At 36.4% G+C, this 14,913-nt stretch carries 15 protein-coding genes; 6 read left to right on the forward strand and 9 right to left on the reverse strand.

Features of this window, described 5'->3' with window-relative positions; translation table 11 throughout:
- Positions 1-98: 98 nt before the first annotated feature.
- Genes EOJ36_RS11280 through EOJ36_RS11295 form a run of 4 tightly spaced genes read right to left on the reverse strand, consistent with a single transcriptional unit; the run spans position 99 to position 4,076 of the window.
- Positions 99-1,253 carry a 1-deoxy-D-xylulose-5-phosphate reductoisomerase gene (locus EOJ36_RS11280; RefSeq protein ID WP_127805444.1) on the reverse strand — a complete coding sequence of 385 codons (1,155 nt, stop codon included), beginning with the start codon at positions 1,251-1,253 and terminating at the stop codon, positions 99-101.
- Positions 1,247-1,870 (reverse strand): rhomboid family intramembrane serine protease, encoded by a 624-nt coding sequence (locus EOJ36_RS11285; RefSeq protein ID WP_127805446.1) that lies wholly within the window; start codon positions 1,868-1,870, stop codon positions 1,247-1,249. The genes EOJ36_RS11280 and EOJ36_RS11285 overlap by 7 nt, the downstream gene beginning before the upstream one ends.
- 16 nt (positions 1,871-1,886) lie before the next feature.
- Entirely contained in the window at positions 1,887-2,864 is a 978-nt protein-coding gene (locus tag EOJ36_RS11290; protein ID WP_127805448.1) for a polyprenyl synthetase family protein, read from the reverse strand.
- Between the two features lie 3 nt (positions 2,865-2,867).
- Positions 2,868-4,076, reverse strand: coding sequence for an NADH-quinone oxidoreductase subunit D (locus EOJ36_RS11295; protein WP_127805450.1), 1,209 nt, complete (start codon positions 4,074-4,076; stop codon positions 2,868-2,870).
- Between the two features lie 145 nt (positions 4,077-4,221).
- On the opposite strand from EOJ36_RS11295, the gene EOJ36_RS11300 reads away from it, so the two are divergent.
- The 4 genes from EOJ36_RS11300 (at position 4,222) to ftsY (ending at position 6,102) form a co-directional block, all read left to right on the forward strand.
- The gene (locus EOJ36_RS11300; protein ID WP_127805452.1) at positions 4,222-4,569 is read left to right on the forward strand and encodes a four helix bundle protein; all 348 of its coding nucleotides are present in this window, start codon (positions 4,222-4,224) and stop codon (positions 4,567-4,569) included.
- A 114-nt stretch (positions 4,570-4,683) separates the two neighbouring features.
- Complete coding sequence (rpmG, locus tag EOJ36_RS11305; RefSeq protein WP_127805454.1) at positions 4,684-4,866, forward strand: 50S ribosomal protein L33; 183 nt, start codon at positions 4,684-4,686, stop codon at positions 4,864-4,866.
- Positions 4,867-4,887: 21 nt separating this feature from the next.
- Positions 4,888-5,040, forward strand: a complete 153-nt coding sequence (locus tag EOJ36_RS11310) for a DUF4295 domain-containing protein (RefSeq protein ID WP_127805456.1) — start codon at positions 4,888-4,890, stop codon at positions 5,038-5,040.
- 87 nt (positions 5,041-5,127) lie between these two features.
- Positions 5,128-6,102 (forward strand): signal recognition particle-docking protein FtsY, encoded by a 975-nt coding sequence (ftsY, locus tag EOJ36_RS11315; RefSeq protein ID WP_127805458.1) that lies wholly within the window; start codon positions 5,128-5,130, stop codon positions 6,100-6,102.
- Positions 6,103-6,129: 27 nt separating this feature from the next.
- Here the strand turns inward: ftsY and EOJ36_RS11320 are convergent, their stop codons facing one another.
- Both EOJ36_RS11320 and EOJ36_RS11325 read right to left on the reverse strand, forming a co-directional pair.
- Positions 6,130-7,413 carry a DUF2130 domain-containing protein gene (locus tag EOJ36_RS11320; protein WP_127805460.1) on the reverse strand — a complete coding sequence of 428 codons (1,284 nt, stop codon included), beginning with the start codon at positions 7,411-7,413 and terminating at the stop codon, positions 6,130-6,132.
- A gap of 82 nt (positions 7,414-7,495) precedes the next feature.
- A complete protein-coding gene (locus EOJ36_RS11325; protein ID WP_127805462.1) occupies positions 7,496-8,470 on the reverse strand; it encodes a hypothetical protein in 975 nt (324 codons plus the stop codon).
- Positions 8,471-8,750: 280 nt separating this feature from the next.
- Here EOJ36_RS11325 and EOJ36_RS11330 point away from each other — a divergent pair, with 280 nt between their 5' ends.
- Positions 8,751-9,983, forward strand: a complete 1,233-nt coding sequence (locus tag EOJ36_RS11330; protein WP_127805464.1) for a S8 family peptidase — start codon at positions 8,751-8,753, stop codon at positions 9,981-9,983.
- Positions 9,984-10,207: 224 nt separating this feature from the next.
- On the opposite strand, the gene EOJ36_RS11335 is transcribed toward EOJ36_RS11330, so the two are convergent.
- The 3 genes from EOJ36_RS11335 to EOJ36_RS11345 form a co-directional block, all read right to left on the reverse strand.
- Positions 10,208-11,269: a ferredoxin--NADP reductase gene (locus EOJ36_RS11335; protein WP_127805466.1), complete on the reverse strand. Its 1,062-nt coding sequence runs from the start codon at positions 11,267-11,269 to the stop codon at positions 10,208-10,210.
- Positions 11,266-12,786, reverse strand: coding sequence for a glycoside hydrolase family 10 protein (locus EOJ36_RS11340; protein ID WP_127805468.1), 1,521 nt, complete (start codon positions 12,784-12,786; stop codon positions 11,266-11,268). Before EOJ36_RS11340 ends, EOJ36_RS11335 begins: the two co-directional genes overlap by 4 nt.
- 139 nt (positions 12,787-12,925) lie before the next feature.
- On the reverse strand, positions 12,926-13,618 hold the full coding sequence (locus EOJ36_RS11345; protein WP_127805470.1) for a response regulator transcription factor: 693 nt from the start codon (positions 13,616-13,618) through the stop codon (positions 12,926-12,928).
- Between the two features lie 89 nt (positions 13,619-13,707).
- Between EOJ36_RS11345 and EOJ36_RS11350 the strand changes: the two genes are divergently transcribed.
- Positions 13,708-14,787 carry an AI-2E family transporter gene (locus EOJ36_RS11350; RefSeq protein WP_127805472.1) on the forward strand — a complete coding sequence of 360 codons (1,080 nt, stop codon included), beginning with the start codon at positions 13,708-13,710 and terminating at the stop codon, positions 14,785-14,787.
- Positions 14,788-14,913: the final 126 nt, after the last annotated feature.

Raw genomic sequence — 14,913 nt, forward strand, 5'->3', positions numbered from 1 at the left:
GAGATTCAAAAATCATTAGCCAAAATTCAAACAAACATTTTAAAATTTAAATAATAGTATTTCCTATAATTCATAAATCATAATTCATAATTCATAATTCATAATTTACAAATCTTCTCCCTCACCTCCCTATCACTTTCCACATATTCCTCTAAACTCGGATTTTCAATAAAAGTTCCATGTTGCATGCAAAATTCATTGATTTCTGCAATTTGAAGAAAGGATATTTTTTCTTTTAAAAAGGCATCTACGGCCATTTCGTTGGCTGCATTTAGCATGCAAGCCATATTACCCCCTTTTTTCAAAGCCTCATAAGCTAAACCTAAATTTCTAAAGGTGTTTGCATCTGCTTGTTCAAAGGTTAAATTGGGGTAATTTACAAAGGTAAAGCGCGGAAAATCTGAATCAATACGATTCGGATAGGCCAAGGCATATTGAATGGGTAATTTCATATCTGGTAAACCCATTTGAGCCTTCATGGATCCATCTCTAAATTGAACCAAAGAATGTACAATAGATTGCGGATGAACAATTACCTCCACCTGATCTGCCTCTAATCCAAACAACCATTTTGCCTCTATCACCTCCAAACCTTTGTTCATCAAACTGGCAGAATCAATGGTAATTTTAGCGCCCATCGACCAATTGGGATGTTTTAAGGCCTGTGCTTTAGTTACTTTTTGTAATTGATCCAAAGTGTATCCTCTAAATGGTCCCCCTGAGGCAGTTAAAATTATTTTTTCAATTTCCTCATAACTCTCTCCCACTAAACATTGAAAAATAGCCGAATGCTCTGAATCAACTGGCAAAATTTTCACCTGGTGTTTTTCTGCCAATGGCATGATCAATGCCCCTGCAACTACCAATGTTTCTTTATTTGCCAAGGCAATGTCCTTACCAGCTTCTATGGCCTTTACAGTTGGCAAAAGTCCGGCATAACCAACTAAAGCGGTTAAAACAATATCAATTTCAGGGTATTGCACAACCTCTTCCAAGGCTTTTGCTCCTGCTAAAACTTCAATTTTTTGGTTAGATAAAGCTTCTTTTACTTCATTAAAGGCAGATTCTTTTCCAATAACTACTGCCTTTGGTTTGAACTTCAAAGCCTGTTCAATTAACAAATCGACATTGTTTTGTGCAGTTAGAACCTGGACTTCAAACAAATGTGAATTTGTTTCTATAACCTCCAAAGCCTGTGTTCCAATAGATCCTGTAGATCCTAAAATGGCAATTTGCTTTCTTCCCTCTACCATAATGCCGCTTTAATTTGTTGGAAAAAAGTAAGCCAAACTTGTGGATACAATATAGTTATGAACAACCAACCAAATAATCCACCGTATAGGTGAGCCGAATGATTTACATTACCACCTCCTCTTTTGTCCATCGCAATGGAATACCAAGTGAACAATCCTGCATAAATAACTCCGGGAATTCCCACAAAACCAAACAAGTAAATTTTCTCTACTGGGAAGAACAAAATTCCAGCAAAAATTACTGCAGAAACAGCCCCTGAAGCACCTAAGGAGTTAAAGTAAGGATTATTTTTTTGCTTAAAAAATGTTGGCAAATCTGAAATTACAATAGCTAAAAGGTAAAAAATAATAAGTAATATGTTACCTAAGCCTGGAAATAAAATACCAAATATTTGTTCGATTTGTACCCCAAAAAAGAAAAAAGAAAATACATTGAAAAACAAATGTGTAAAATCGGCATGAATGAATCCGGAAGTCAAAAATCGCCAATATTGTTTTTTGTGAACAATTCTGTAAGGGTTCAAGGTAAGCAATTCCAGCAAATTAGGCTTTTGCCAAGCAAGCAAAGAAATGCCCGTGGTAATAACAATAAGAATAAAACTAACAGAATTCAACATAAACTACAAAGCTACACTAAACTTCGCGAACCATCAAAGATGATAAAAATTCATTCAAAAGTTTTTTGCCCTCTGGAGCAATATTTAAAGAATTTATTTTGGCCAATGCATTGTCAAAATAAGCTTTGGCTTCATTTTCAGCCTTTTCTTTGATGTTTAAGACATTGTAAATAGCTGTAACTGCCTCCACTTTTTTATCAGTTTCTTGATTATTTTCTGACAACCAATAATCCAATTGATCTGCTAAATCTCCTTCTGCAGCTTGAATCGCTGAAATCAATAAATACGTTTTTTTATTGGCTAAAATATCTCCACCCGGCTGTTTGCCAAATTTAGATGGATCGCCATACACATCCAAAATATCATCTTTCAACTGAAATCCTAAGCCAACTAATTCCCCAATTTGGTATAATTCTGATGCAATTTCTTGTGATTGTCCGGCCAACAATGCCCCCATTTCCATTGAAAATCCCACTAACACAGAAGTTTTTAAGCGAATCATTTCAATGTATTCGTTCAAAGAAACATCATCTCTACTCTCAAAATTCATATCGAATTGTTGCCCCTCACAAACCTCTGCAGCTGTCTTATTGAAACGCTTCAAAAGGTATTGAAATTCAGAAATGCTTAAATCTTGAACTTTATTTAGGTAATCATAGGCTTTCACCAACATCACATCACCTGATAAGATTGCTACATTGTCGTTCCATTTTTCATGCACAGTTTGTTTACCACGACGCAGCGGTGCCTTGTCCATGATATCATCATGCATTAGGGTAAAATTATGGAAAACCTCTATAGACAAACTTGGCTGAACGGCTTTTTGCCAATCCGATTTAAAAAGGGAATAAGCTAAAAGCGTAAAAACAGGACGCATACGTTTCCCTCCCAGAGCCATCAAATAACGAATCGGTTCATACAACTCGTTGGGTTGGCTATTTAATTCCAACAATTCAACTTCCTTATCTAAAGCTGCTAAAAATTCCTTTTGCATATATCAACGATCAACTTCTCCCATAACTAAATCCAAAGAACCCACAATTGCTACCAAATCTGCTAAATAAGCTCCGCGGGAAAGTGTTGGCAAGACCGATAAATGATGAAACGAACATGCTCGAACCTTTAAACGTTGCGGGATATCCGAACGGCCATCCGTTCTGATAAAAAAGCCCAACTCCCCCTTTGGATTTTCTGCTCGAACATACATATCCATAGCCGCTGGCCTAATTTTTTTAGGGACCATTTCTTGTGGTTTAAACTCTGGTGTTCGCTTGTGTTCACCCAATAATTTATCGATACATTGTTCAATAATTCCTAAAGATTCCTCGCATTCCAAAACACGCACATGGTTTCTATCCCAGCAATCACCCACGGTCCCAACTAAACCTTTACCCGTTGGTACAATAAATTCCAATTCTGGGTAAACCGAGTAGGCATCCACTTTTCGTAAATCAAATGCCAAACCAGAACCCCTTAAAACGGGACCTGTACAGCCATAACTAATGGCCAAATCTCTATCCAAAACACCAATATTAGCAGTACGCTTGATAAAAATAGCATTCTCCTCTACCAAAGTTTTAACCTCCTTGATGGTGGTTTTAATCAAAGGCACAAGTTCAGCAACCTTTTGCTCAAAACCTTCGGGTAAGTCGTAAAATAAACCGCCTACCCAAATGTAATTATAAAGCATACGAGCACCGGATAGCCATTCCAATAAACGTTGTATATGCTCTCTGTCGCGCATCAACCACAAAAATGGGGTATATGCACCAATATCCATCCCATAGGTACCGATAGCCACAAAATGAGAGGCAATTCTATTTAATTCTGCTACTAAAACTCGAATATATTCAATGCGTTTGGGTAGTTTTCCTTCCAAATTCAGCATTTTCTCCACGCCCATCACGTAGGCATGTTCACAGTTCATAGACGCTAAATAATCTAATCGATCTACGTACGGAATGATTTGATTGAAGGGCAAACTTTCAGCATGTTTTTCAAAACAACGATGCAAAAATCCCAAATGCGGAACAACATCCACCACAACCTCACCATCAGAAACCACTTCCAATCTTAGCACTCCATGTGTGGAAGGATGCTGCGGTCCTAGAGAAATGATCATTTCCTCTGAACGCAAATTTTCCACCGAATACTTGTTAGGATCGGAGAGGGAGAAGTTGGAAATAGAAGGGATGTGTTGAGACATTATACAAAGATACTAAAGAAGTTGAAAGTTGAAAGTTGAAAGTGGAAAGTGGAAAGTGGAACTTTATAAGTTATTTGAATAAAAATATAAGTTTTAAAATTCTAAATCCGATATAATAGAAATACCTTTGGAAAAACACACTACTATGAAACCTAACCCTATAAAAGAAAGAACCTTGTTATTTGCAATTAAAATTGTAAAATTTTGTCAAAAATTATCAGACAAAAAAGAATTTGTTATTTCAAAACAGCTGTTCAAAGCCGGTACAAGTGTTGGCGCAAATTTAATGGAAGCGGAACAAGCGGAATCAAGGGCAGACTTTAAACATAAGGTCAATATAGCTTTAAAAGAAATTAATGAAACAATTTACTGGATTGAGTTAATCATTAAATCAAATTTGGAAAAAGGTGATGAAGTAACGTATTTAAAAAATGAAGCAAAACAGATTTTATCAATCTTGGTAACCATTTTAAAAAGAACTAAAGAAAATTAACTTTCAACTCTCCACTTTCAACTTTCAACTATTTTTATTCTATTGTTTTTATTTTCAAAATAATCTCCTATCTTTGCAATCCGTTTCGAGTGGAACGTAAAATTTAATACGATTATGGCAAAGAAAGGAAATCGCATTCAGGTTATTTTAGAATGTACTGAGCACAAAGAATCAGGCTTACCGGGCATGTCTCGTTACATCACGACTAAAAACCGTAAGAACACTACAGCTCGTTTAGAGTTGAAAAAATACAACCCTGTATTAAAGAAAGTTACTTTACACAAAGAAATTAAATAATCTTTTTAGAGATAAGATACCATGGCAAAGAAAGTAGTTGCAACGTTAAAGAAAGAAGGTGGCGTTAAGTACGCTAAAATCATCAAGGCGGTTAAAAACCCAAACACTGGTGCTTATACCTTCAAAGAAGAAATCATTTTGCAAGATGACGTAAACGCTGCATTGAAGAACTAATTCAATCTGCTTTACAATTTGCAAACAAAAAAGTCTCTTTTCGAAGAGACTTTTTTTATCTTTGTACCTCAATAAAACTTCCAAACAATGGGTTTATTCGATTTTTTCAAGAAAAAAGCTGAGCCTGAAATTCAGGAGGAGAAGGAAGCACTCGACAAAGGTTTGGAAAAAACCAAGGAAGGTTTTTTGTCCAAAATTGGTCGAGCAGTAGTTGGAAAATCCAAAGTTGACGAGGACGTTTTAGACGAATTAGAAGAAATCCTACTGACCTCAGACGTAGGAGTACCTACCACCTTGAAAATCATTCAACGTATTGAAGAGCGTGTTGAGCGCGACAAATACGTAAATACAGAAGAGCTCGATCAAGTTTTACGGGAAGAAATTGCTGCCCTTTTGGAAGAAAATTCCTCTTCTGATGTGGAACATGCCTTTGCCGAACCCAAACAAAAACCGTACGTCATTATGGTTGTTGGGGTCAATGGCGTAGGTAAAACAACAACCATTGGTAAACTGGCCTCACAATTTCACCAAAACGGATTGAAAGTAGTACTTGGCGCGGCAGATACGTTTAGAGCAGCTGCTGTTGATCAATTGAAACTTTGGGGAGAGCGCGTTGGCATTCCGGTAATTGATCATGGCATGAACACCGATCCGGCTTCAGTTGCTTTTGATGCAGTAAAACAAGCTGTGGATATGAACGCAGATGTAGTGATTATTGACACCGCAGGTCGTTTGCACACCAAGGTTAACTTAATGACTGAGTTATCGAAAATCAAAAAAGTAATCCAGAAATTTATCCCTGAAGCCCCACATGAAGTACTCTTAGTATTAGACGGCTCTACAGGACAAAATGCCTTCATACAAGCCCAGGAATTCACCAAAGCCACAGAAGTAACGGCCCTTGCCATAACCAAATTAGATGGAACTGCAAAAGGAGGCGTGGTGATTGGCATCTCCGATCAATTCAAAATACCCGTTAAATACATCGGTGTTGGAGAAAAAGTAAGCGACCTTCAGTTGTTTAACAAAAAAACCTACGTGGAGAGTTTGTTTAAGAAGTGAGGCAGTGAGCAGAGTTAAATTAACCACTTATTCCTCTTCTTCACTCCCAGATATATCTCTAAACTTCGCCTTCATCGTTGGATTATTATGCGTAAGTTTTTTAATCGTCAAATTATCCGTCTTATCGTTTGCTAAACGAAGATTGTTTTCTGAACTTATAAGGGCATCTCGAGTTCTTTCTAAATCTTTGATGGATTTGTTGATATTTTCAATTGCCTCCAAAAATTTCTTTTGTGCCATTGTGTAATTATAGGAAACTCCTTCCTTGAACTCCTGAATCTTCTTTTCAAAATTCGTAATGTCAATATTTTGATTTCGCACCTGCGCCAACTCTGCCTTGTATTTCAATGAATCTAAACCACTTTTACGCAAAATGGAAATGATTTGAATGAAAAATTGAGGGCGAATGACGAACATGTTCGGATATTTATGTGACATATCTACAATACCAGATTCATAATAGTCATTATCCTTCTCTAACAAGGAAACTAAAATCGCATATTCACAATTTTTATCTTTACGGTCTTTATCTAGCTTTTCCAGAAAATCTTCATTCCTTTTTTTGGTTGCTGTTTCATCACCCTCATTCTTCATTTCAAACATGATGGAAAGAATCTCCACACCACTTTCATCCAATTCACGATAAATAAAATCTCCTTTGGTACCCGTTTTCACATCATTATCTTTTTCAAAGGTTGCGCGCGGAAAAGCTAAATTATGCACCATATCAAATTGAATTTTACAATGCTGCTCCAAGGATTCTCCCAACATTTTTGTCGACAATTTCAACTTCATGTCTTTATGCAATTGAATTTCATCTTCCTTGAATTTGATGATTTCATCTTTCAACTTCAAATCAGAAGAATGCTTTTCTTTTAATGATACAAGAGCCGACTGTGCCTCTGAAACTTTATTTGCTAATAAAATCTTCAATTGATCCCTTTCTTCTTTAATGGACTCTAATGCTTCTTTTACAGATAAAGTCTTATCCATTTCGGCCTGTTGGATTTTAGCTTGCATTTCTAAAATTACTCTATCTTTTTCAGCTAATTTTTGAGTAATATGTGTATTGGCTTGAGCTTTAAATTGTATAAGCTCTTGTTCCTTTTTAAAAAGATCTTCTTGATGTTGTGCCCTTAGTTTTGCTTCAACTATTTCTAAAGCTGCTGCTTTTTCTCTCTCAGCAATTTGCAATCGACTCTGAATTTCCTCTTCAAACTGATGATCACGAATTTGTTTTACAATATCAGCAAAACCCGATTCATCTATTTTAAACGCCTTTTTGCAATTAGGACAAATAATTTCTTGCATATTGATTACTGAAAATTAGAAAAAATAAAAATACCGATTTTTCACTTAATTCCAGCAAATAATTTTTGACAATAATTTATTGCTAAATCCCCAATTTCCCCAAATTTACCTGAATATATTGCTCATAATATGCCTTGAGGGCTGACAAAAACTTGTCTGAATTTTCAAATTCAATGTGGTTCAATTGACCTAAACAAAAGCCTACTAATGGGTCTGGACGTACAACATCCATTTGTAATCTGTACTTTACCTTGTCTTGTTTTTTCCAAATTTCTATTTTCGACATCAGCGATGGAAACTGTAATTCGAACAATTTAAAGGCAATCAAATCCATGTTCATACAAACCGAATACAGGTCTTGTCCTTTGATTAAAAATCCAAAAGGATCCCTTGATAAATCATGCTCTTTCTCAAAATTTTTAGGAATGCGCTCTTTCATTTTTTCCAAACCTTCCATTCGATCCAATTTAAAAACCTTTAGCTCTTTATTAGGAACATTCTCCTCCATATCAAAGGCATACAATTCTAAATTAATCGTATTAAAATAAATGGGAGCAAGTAAGCGGGTTCGAACAGAATCTCCATTGAGAGATGTGTAATTTTTAATTTTAATGAGAAACTTTACCTTAGTCTGGTTCACATGATGCTCCAACCATTCAATTTTATCCATAATGCGCTGCTCCATCAAGCTTTCTGCCTGCTTGCGCTCCTGGTAAATTAAAAGCAATTTCTCACGGATACTCTGTTTCATATCTCCTTCAGGCATGTCTTTCAATACCTGATACAGGCTCTGCACCTCTTCGGAGGTAAAAGTGTTTTGATTAGAACTAGAAATTCTTTTTACTCCGTAACGGCCTCCAGATTTCACTAAAGGTATCTTCCATTCATCTTCAATGATGTTTAAATACCTAAAAATGGTCCGAGCATTTACATTCAAAGTTCGTTCAATGGTTGGTCGAGCTACTAAGTTTTTTTGTTCCATTAAAAACAAAAGCATTTGCATCACGCGCTCTTGGGTGGACTTCGATTTAATAACTGAGGAAAAATTCTGCGGCATCCTTTTGATTTGATGATTTATGCAAATCTAAGATAATGTCAAATTAGCTATTATTTTTTTCAAAGAAATTATGTGAAATATTAGGTGAATATATGTTTAATCACATAATTATCGGTATTTTTTCTTAAAATTTCCATCTCTCTTATTGACAAAAAAACAAAAATTAGTGCGTGTAAACTTTTTGCATTTGGACTAAATTCAAAAAAAAATACAAAAATCAGTTTATGAATTTTGGGGCTTATTTGTGAAAAAAATACATTTATGAAAATTCTAAATTTCAATGAAAAAACTATTACTTACTTTACCCGTTTTATCCCTATTAATTCTAAATTCTTGTACCAATGAATTGGCGGAAATTAGTACTACTAATGATATTTCAATTACCAAAATAGATGCGCAACAAACAATTGCACCGCAAGGCTTAACTGTAACACCAAACGCCCAACCCATTCCGAACAGATATATTATTGTTTTCAAAGAATCTGCCAAAATAGATGTAGACGCAGAAGCAAATAAATTTACAAAAGAGCATGGAGGCAATGTGGAACATACCTTTAAACATGCTTTAAGAGGGGTCACTATTTCAAATATCAATGAAAAACAAGCTGAAGCCATCAAAAAGAACCCTAATGTTTTGTTTGTTGAACAAGATGCAGAGGTTTTTGCTAATACTACGCAATCAGCAAATCCATTCCCATCCTGGGGACTAGATAGAGTAGATCAAGTTTCATTACCACTTTCCAAATCTTACACCTATACTGCAGATGGCTCAGGCATTTTAGCTTATGTGATTGATACAGGAATTAAATTGGACCATAAAGATTTTGGAGGTCGCGCTATTAAAGGAATAGATGTAATTAATGGAACTTTTATAGATGGCAATGGTCATGGAACCCATGTGGCTGGAACTATAGGTGGCACAACTTATGGAATCGCCAAAAAGGTTACCTTAGTTGAAGTTAGAGTTTTAAATAATAGAGGTTCTGGTACAATTTCAGGTGTTATTGCTGGAGTAGATTGGGTGACCAAAAACCACGTCAGTCAACCAGCAGTCGCAAATATGTCTTTAGGTGGAGGCATTTCTTCGTCTTTGGATTTGGCTGTTCAAAATGCTATTAAAGATGGTATTGTCTTTTGTGTTGCAGCCGGAAACTCATCAGCTGATGCTAGCACAAGTTCTCCAGCTCGTGTACCTGAAGCAATTACTGTGGGAGCAACTACTTCAACCGATGCCTTTGCAAGCTACTCAAATTATGGCTCCTTGGTAGATATCCTTGCTCCAGGAAGTGGAATAACATCAGATTGGAATTCAAGCACAACCGCTATCAATACAATTTCTGGAACTTCAATGGCAACTCCACATGTAACGGGTGTAGCTGCTTTGTATTTAGCAACAAATACAGGGAAAACTCCGGCGGAGGTTCAAGATGCATTAAAGGCAAATGCAAGTATTGGAAAAATTTCGGGAGTACCATCAGGTACAACCAATAGCTTGCTTTTTTCCAATTATTAAATAAATAATATTTTAATCCCGGGGTTTCACCCCGATTTACATCCGATTTTATAATCCCGGGGTTTCACCCCGGGCTATGAAAGTAAAGCCCTTCGGGCTTTGTTGCCGTGCCTTCGAGTTTCCTCGCTTCGCTCAGCCTCAGGCACCGTTTCCTATTATTTTCTACCTAATCCCTCTTACCTCTTACCTCTTACCTCTTACCTCTTACCTCTTACCTCTTACCTTTATTCAATTTCAATTTCCACGCCATCAGTCAATGGGTGTGCCACACAGGTTAGCATATAACCTTTGTCGATTTCCCCTTGGGTAAGTCCGTCCTCTTCATCCATACCAACCTTACCAACAGTGCATTTGCCCATGCAAGCAGTGCACATACCTGCTTGACAAGAATAAGGCAAATCAATATCTGCCTCCAAAGCAGCCTCTAAAATTGTTTGAGATGGCAAAACTGTTAATTCATGCGTTTTCCCCTCGTAATGTATTTTGATAATTCTTTCTTTCATTTGTCCGTCCTCCTCATCTATTTGAATTGGTTCGTGATGTGAACTTGTAAATAATTCCGAATGTATTTGCGTTTCTGGCACTTCAAAAATAGCCAATGAACTTTTTACTTGCTGTGTCAATTCTTCTGGCCCACAAATAAAATAATGGGAATTAAGGATGTCGGTCCCCAATTCTTGCTTCAAATAATAAACGATAGAAGCCTGGTTAATTCTGCCTTTTAAGCCTGCCCAACTTGCACTGGGTTTACTAACGATATATAAAATTTTAAATCGATCGGAATAGTTTTTTTCTAATTCATTCAATGCAGATTTAAAAATAATTTGATCTTCAAAACGAGAACCATAAATCAATTCTATACTCGATTGTGGCTCTGATTTTAATATTGTTTTAATCATTGAAAACAAAGGGGTAATTCCGGAGCCAGCCCCAACAAAGACATAGTTTTTCTTTGCTGCCGACTGAGGCTCCAAGCAAAAATGGCCCATAGGTTCCATCACCTCTAGCGTATCGCCAACCTTTAAATGTTCACACAAATAATTGGAAACTAAACCCTTTTCCACACGTTTAATGGTAATTGCCGGACTAGAATCAGTTGCTGGTGAAGAAGAAAAGGAATAACTCCTTCTTGGTTTTTGGCCATCAATTTCAGGAATCACCGTTAAAAATTGTCCCGCTTTATATTGAACCGTGTTGTGAATCGGATGCCAAAAATGAATTGTTTTGGTGTCTTTTGTTTCTTCAACAACTTCTTTTACCGTCAAATGAAAATATTTATTGCTCATTTTACTATTTTTTTACCTTCTTCTTCCACCGGAACCACCCATTGAATTGTGCCCGGGATAGACTCATTGTGTAATCTGTCAAATGCAGTAATGGCGAAACCATATCCCGAACGCATCAAGTTACTTGGAATCACCAAATTAGTATTTTTTCCTTTGTAAATGATATGTTCCGATTGCTCTAAAGGATCAACATCTGTTTTCTTGAAATGATATACCACATAATATGCCACAGGATCTTGATCTACAGGCGGTTCACCAGATTTCCAAGTTAAAGTCCAATCCCCCTCTTTTTTCGACAAACTTACCTGATGCGGAGCTGTTGGTGGAATACTATCTATCCAAGGCATTGTTGGCACTAAGGCTATTTGCCTGAAAAAATCATTGCGTAAAGTATCCCTAAGTTTTTTGGTATTATTGGTCAAAATTTTACTACGAAAATAAATAGAGCCTTGCGATTTTGGGTGCGATCTTGTCAACTCCAATTGCTTTATCATTTCACCGACATTCCAAGAATCAGTGAGATGATAGGCCCCAATTCCTGCATAAATAGGACGATCATAACTGTGCTCAGTCCACCAATTTAACAATGGTCCAAAAGGTGCTACTCCGTGATTTGTTGGCCAATACAATTGAGGTGCTAAGTAATCTACCCATCCTTCTTTCACCCATTTTTCGGTATCTGCGAATAAATCTGAATAAGATTGAAGTCCTTTTTTTGTTGGAGAACCTTCGGGATATGTTGGACTTTGGTGGCGATAAATTCCAAATGGACTAATTCCAAACTTCACCTTTGGCTTTTCTTCTTTTATAGTTTCAGCAATTTGCTGTATCAACATATCGATATTTCTCCTTCTCCAATCTTCTATTTTCTCATCCCCTATTTTGTACTTTTCAAAGGCCTCTTGGTCTAAAATCTTTGATTTGGCACTTGGATATGGATAAAAATAATCATCGAAATGGATCCCATCTACGTTGTAATTTTTCACCAAATTACGAACTACCGAATTGATGTAATTGCGAACTTCGGGTAAACCAAAATTGAAAATATGTTGTCCATTGTACAACAATAGCCATTCAGGATGTTTTCTTGCAATATGTTCAGAACTCAATAAAGTTTTGGTAGAAAGATTGGCACGATTCAAATTCAACCAGGCATGAAACTCAATTCCCCGATTGTGTGATTCTTGAATCATAAATTCCAATGGATCAAAATAAGGGATAGGTGCTTGTCCTTGCAGCCCTCTGAAAATATTGGCCCATGGTTCTTGACTTTTGGCATAAAGTGCATCAGAAGCCACCCGAACTTGCACAAAAACGGCATTGATACCCGTTTGATGATGGGAGTTTACTAAAGAAATAAATTCTTCTTTTTGCGTAATTCCATTATAATTTCCGGGACTTGGCCAGTCCAAATTTTGAACAGTTGCTACCCACACCCCACGAAGTTCTCGTTTGGGTCCGGCAATGCCAACAAAACTTATTAAAAAAACAATTAAACTACTTAAAACGGCCTTCATACGTGGCACAAAGATAATTGTTAATTGTTAATTGTTAATTGTTAATTGTTAATTGTTAATTGTTAATTATGGAATATGATATAATTAATAGATACTCGCTAACTTGCTTACTTGCTCACTTGTTCACTATCTCACTTGCCTACTCTACACTAAACATATACCCAACCCCTTTTAAGGTCTTAATAAAGGTTTCTGGAATTTTTTCTCGAAGTTTTCGGATATGAACATCGATGGTTCTTTCAACGACATATACATCATTGCCCCAAACTTTTTCCAATAATTCATCCCGATTGAAAACTTTGTTTGGATGAGAGGCAAGGAAAATCAATAATTCGAATTCTTTTTTAGGCAATACGAGAGGTCTGCCTTGAAATGAAGCTGAATAATTAGTACGGTTTATAATCAATCCACCAATTTCAACTGTTTCATTTTGTTCTTCTGTAGCACCATCACGGTTTACAATGGCATTAATTCTACTGACTAAAGCTCTTGGCTTTATCGGTTTGATTATGTAATCATGAGCACCAGCATCGAAAGCTGCTACCTCGGTGTATTCTTCTCCGCGCGCAGTCAAAAATAAAATCATTATATTTTTGAATTCAGCAATTGCCTTTATTTTCCGGGAAGTTTCAATGCCATCCATTTTGGGCATCATCACATCCATAATAATAAGGTTGGGCTTAAATACCTTTACCTTTTCTAAGGCTTCTACCCCATCTCCTGCTGTTTCAAGAATATAATTTTCTTTTGCTAAATTGTATTCTAAAAGCTCCAAAATGTCTGGATCGTCGTCAACAAGAAGAATTTTAAAGTTTGCTGGATTTGCTCTCATGCTTATTGGCGTGAATTATGACACAAAGATAGAGACCCTAATATTAACAAATTGTTAATTTTAATGTAATTTAAGGTAATATTTACTCTATGACAAATAAACACCCCTTTAGTTCCCGGTTGGCTGCCACTCTATTTTCCATTGGAGTGGGCATCGTAGGAATGATTTGGTTGAAAGACATTTTAGTACTTTTAGCTTCTGCCTTGGTTTTGTCTTTATTGATCTTGCCGCTTTCTTCTTGGATGGAAAAAAAAGGTATGCCAAGGTCATTAAGTATTATTATTGTTTTACTAATAAGCAGTTTTGTTTTAGTGGGAGGGTTTACTGTTTTAAGCCTTCAAGTTGCAGACATTGTTTCAGATTGGCCCAATTATGTACAAAAATTCGAAAAATACATTTCGACGGCCCAATCGTTTTTGTCGAAAAATTTAAATATTTCACGCAAGAAACAAATGTTAGAAGTGACCAATCAGACCATGAATTTGCTCAAAAATTCCGGTGTGATTTTAGGTACCACCTTCGGAACTTTGCTACATGTAATTACTACACTTATCATTTTACCCATATTTATCTTTTTCTTTTTATACTATCGCTCATTTTTTGCAGCCTTTTTACATCAAGTTTTCCCTAAAATTGAAGAAGGAGAAATGCAAAATTTATTGAGGAAAATCGGCCGAGTAGTTCAAAGTTATTTGCAAGGCCTACTGATGGTTATGATAATGGCTGGCATTTTAAACACCATTGGCTTCTGGTGGATTGGCGTACCCTATTTTGCATTTTTTGGCACACTAACGGGGGTCTTTTTATTAATTCCTTATGTTGGGATTTGGCTTGCTGCCTCACTCCCAATTATTTTGAGTTTGGTCACTTTAAGTCCATCCCATGCAATGGCGGTTGTAGCTTGGGTGGCAGCAGTTCAATTCATTGAGGCCAATTTCATCACTCCTATGGTGATTGGTTCGAAGGTAAGCATGAATCCCATGGTTGCAATGATTGCTTTATTACTTGGAGAAACTATTTGGGGAATACAAGGACTTATTTTAGCCCTTCCTCTTACGGCGATGCTAAAAGTGATTTTTGATTTTGTGCCAGAACTGAATGCCTACGGTTTTTTGCTGGGAGCAGCACCTAAAAGAGTGAAAAGTGGAAAGTTGAAAGTGGAAAGTTGAAAACTTGCGCTCAGCTCTGCTGAGTGCATAATATTATGTATGAAACTTTTAGTTTCATTTTACTAAAAAAATATTTTACAAATATTCAACACTCAGCAGAGCTGAGCGTTAGACACTTTCCACTTT

It is taken from the genome of Sandaracinomonas limnophila (assembly GCF_004005965.1).
Lineage (GTDB): Bacteria > Bacteroidota > Bacteroidia > Cytophagales > Spirosomataceae > Sandaracinomonas > Sandaracinomonas limnophila.

Bases quoted from the DNA above. Each gene is read 5' to 3' on its own strand.
- EOJ36_RS11320 (WP_127805460.1), bottom strand. From the start codon at position 7,413: ATGCAAGAAATTATTTGTCCTAATTGCAAAAAGGCGTTTAAAATAGAT.
- EOJ36_RS11295 (WP_127805450.1), bottom strand. From the start codon at position 4,076: ATGTCTCAACACATCCCTTCTATTTCCAACTTCTCCCTCTCCGATCCT.
- EOJ36_RS11310 (WP_127805456.1), top strand. From the start codon at position 4,888: ATGGCAAAGAAAGTAGTTGCAACGTTAAAGAAAGAAGGTGGCGTTAAG.
- ftsY (WP_127805458.1), top strand. From the start codon at position 5,128: ATGGGTTTATTCGATTTTTTCAAGAAAAAAGCTGAGCCTGAAATTCAG.
- EOJ36_RS11300 (WP_127805452.1), top strand. From the start codon at position 4,222: ATGAAACCTAACCCTATAAAAGAAAGAACCTTGTTATTTGCAATTAAA.
- EOJ36_RS11280 (WP_127805444.1), bottom strand. From the start codon at position 1,253: ATGGTAGAGGGAAGAAAGCAAATTGCCATTTTAGGATCTACAGGATCT.
- EOJ36_RS11350 (WP_127805472.1), top strand. From the start codon at position 13,708: ATGACAAATAAACACCCCTTTAGTTCCCGGTTGGCTGCCACTCTATTT.
- EOJ36_RS11330 (WP_127805464.1), top strand. From the start codon at position 8,751: ATGAAAAAACTATTACTTACTTTACCCGTTTTATCCCTATTAATTCTA.
- EOJ36_RS11325 (WP_127805462.1), bottom strand. From the start codon at position 8,470: ATGCCGCAGAATTTTTCCTCAGTTATTAAATCGAAGTCCACCCAAGAG.
- EOJ36_RS11335 (WP_127805466.1), bottom strand. From the start codon at position 11,269: ATGAGCAATAAATATTTTCATTTGACGGTAAAAGAAGTTGTTGAAGAA.
- EOJ36_RS11285 (WP_127805446.1), bottom strand. From the start codon at position 1,870: ATGTTGAATTCTGTTAGTTTTATTCTTATTGTTATTACCACGGGCATT.
- EOJ36_RS11340 (WP_127805468.1), bottom strand. From the start codon at position 12,786: ATGAAGGCCGTTTTAAGTAGTTTAATTGTTTTTTTAATAAGTTTTGTT.
- EOJ36_RS11345 (WP_127805470.1), bottom strand. From the start codon at position 13,618: ATGAGAGCAAATCCAGCAAACTTTAAAATTCTTCTTGTTGACGACGAT.
- rpmG (WP_127805454.1), top strand. From the start codon at position 4,684: ATGGCAAAGAAAGGAAATCGCATTCAGGTTATTTTAGAATGTACTGAG.
- EOJ36_RS11290 (WP_127805448.1), bottom strand. From the start codon at position 2,864: ATGCAAAAGGAATTTTTAGCAGCTTTAGATAAGGAAGTTGAATTGTTG.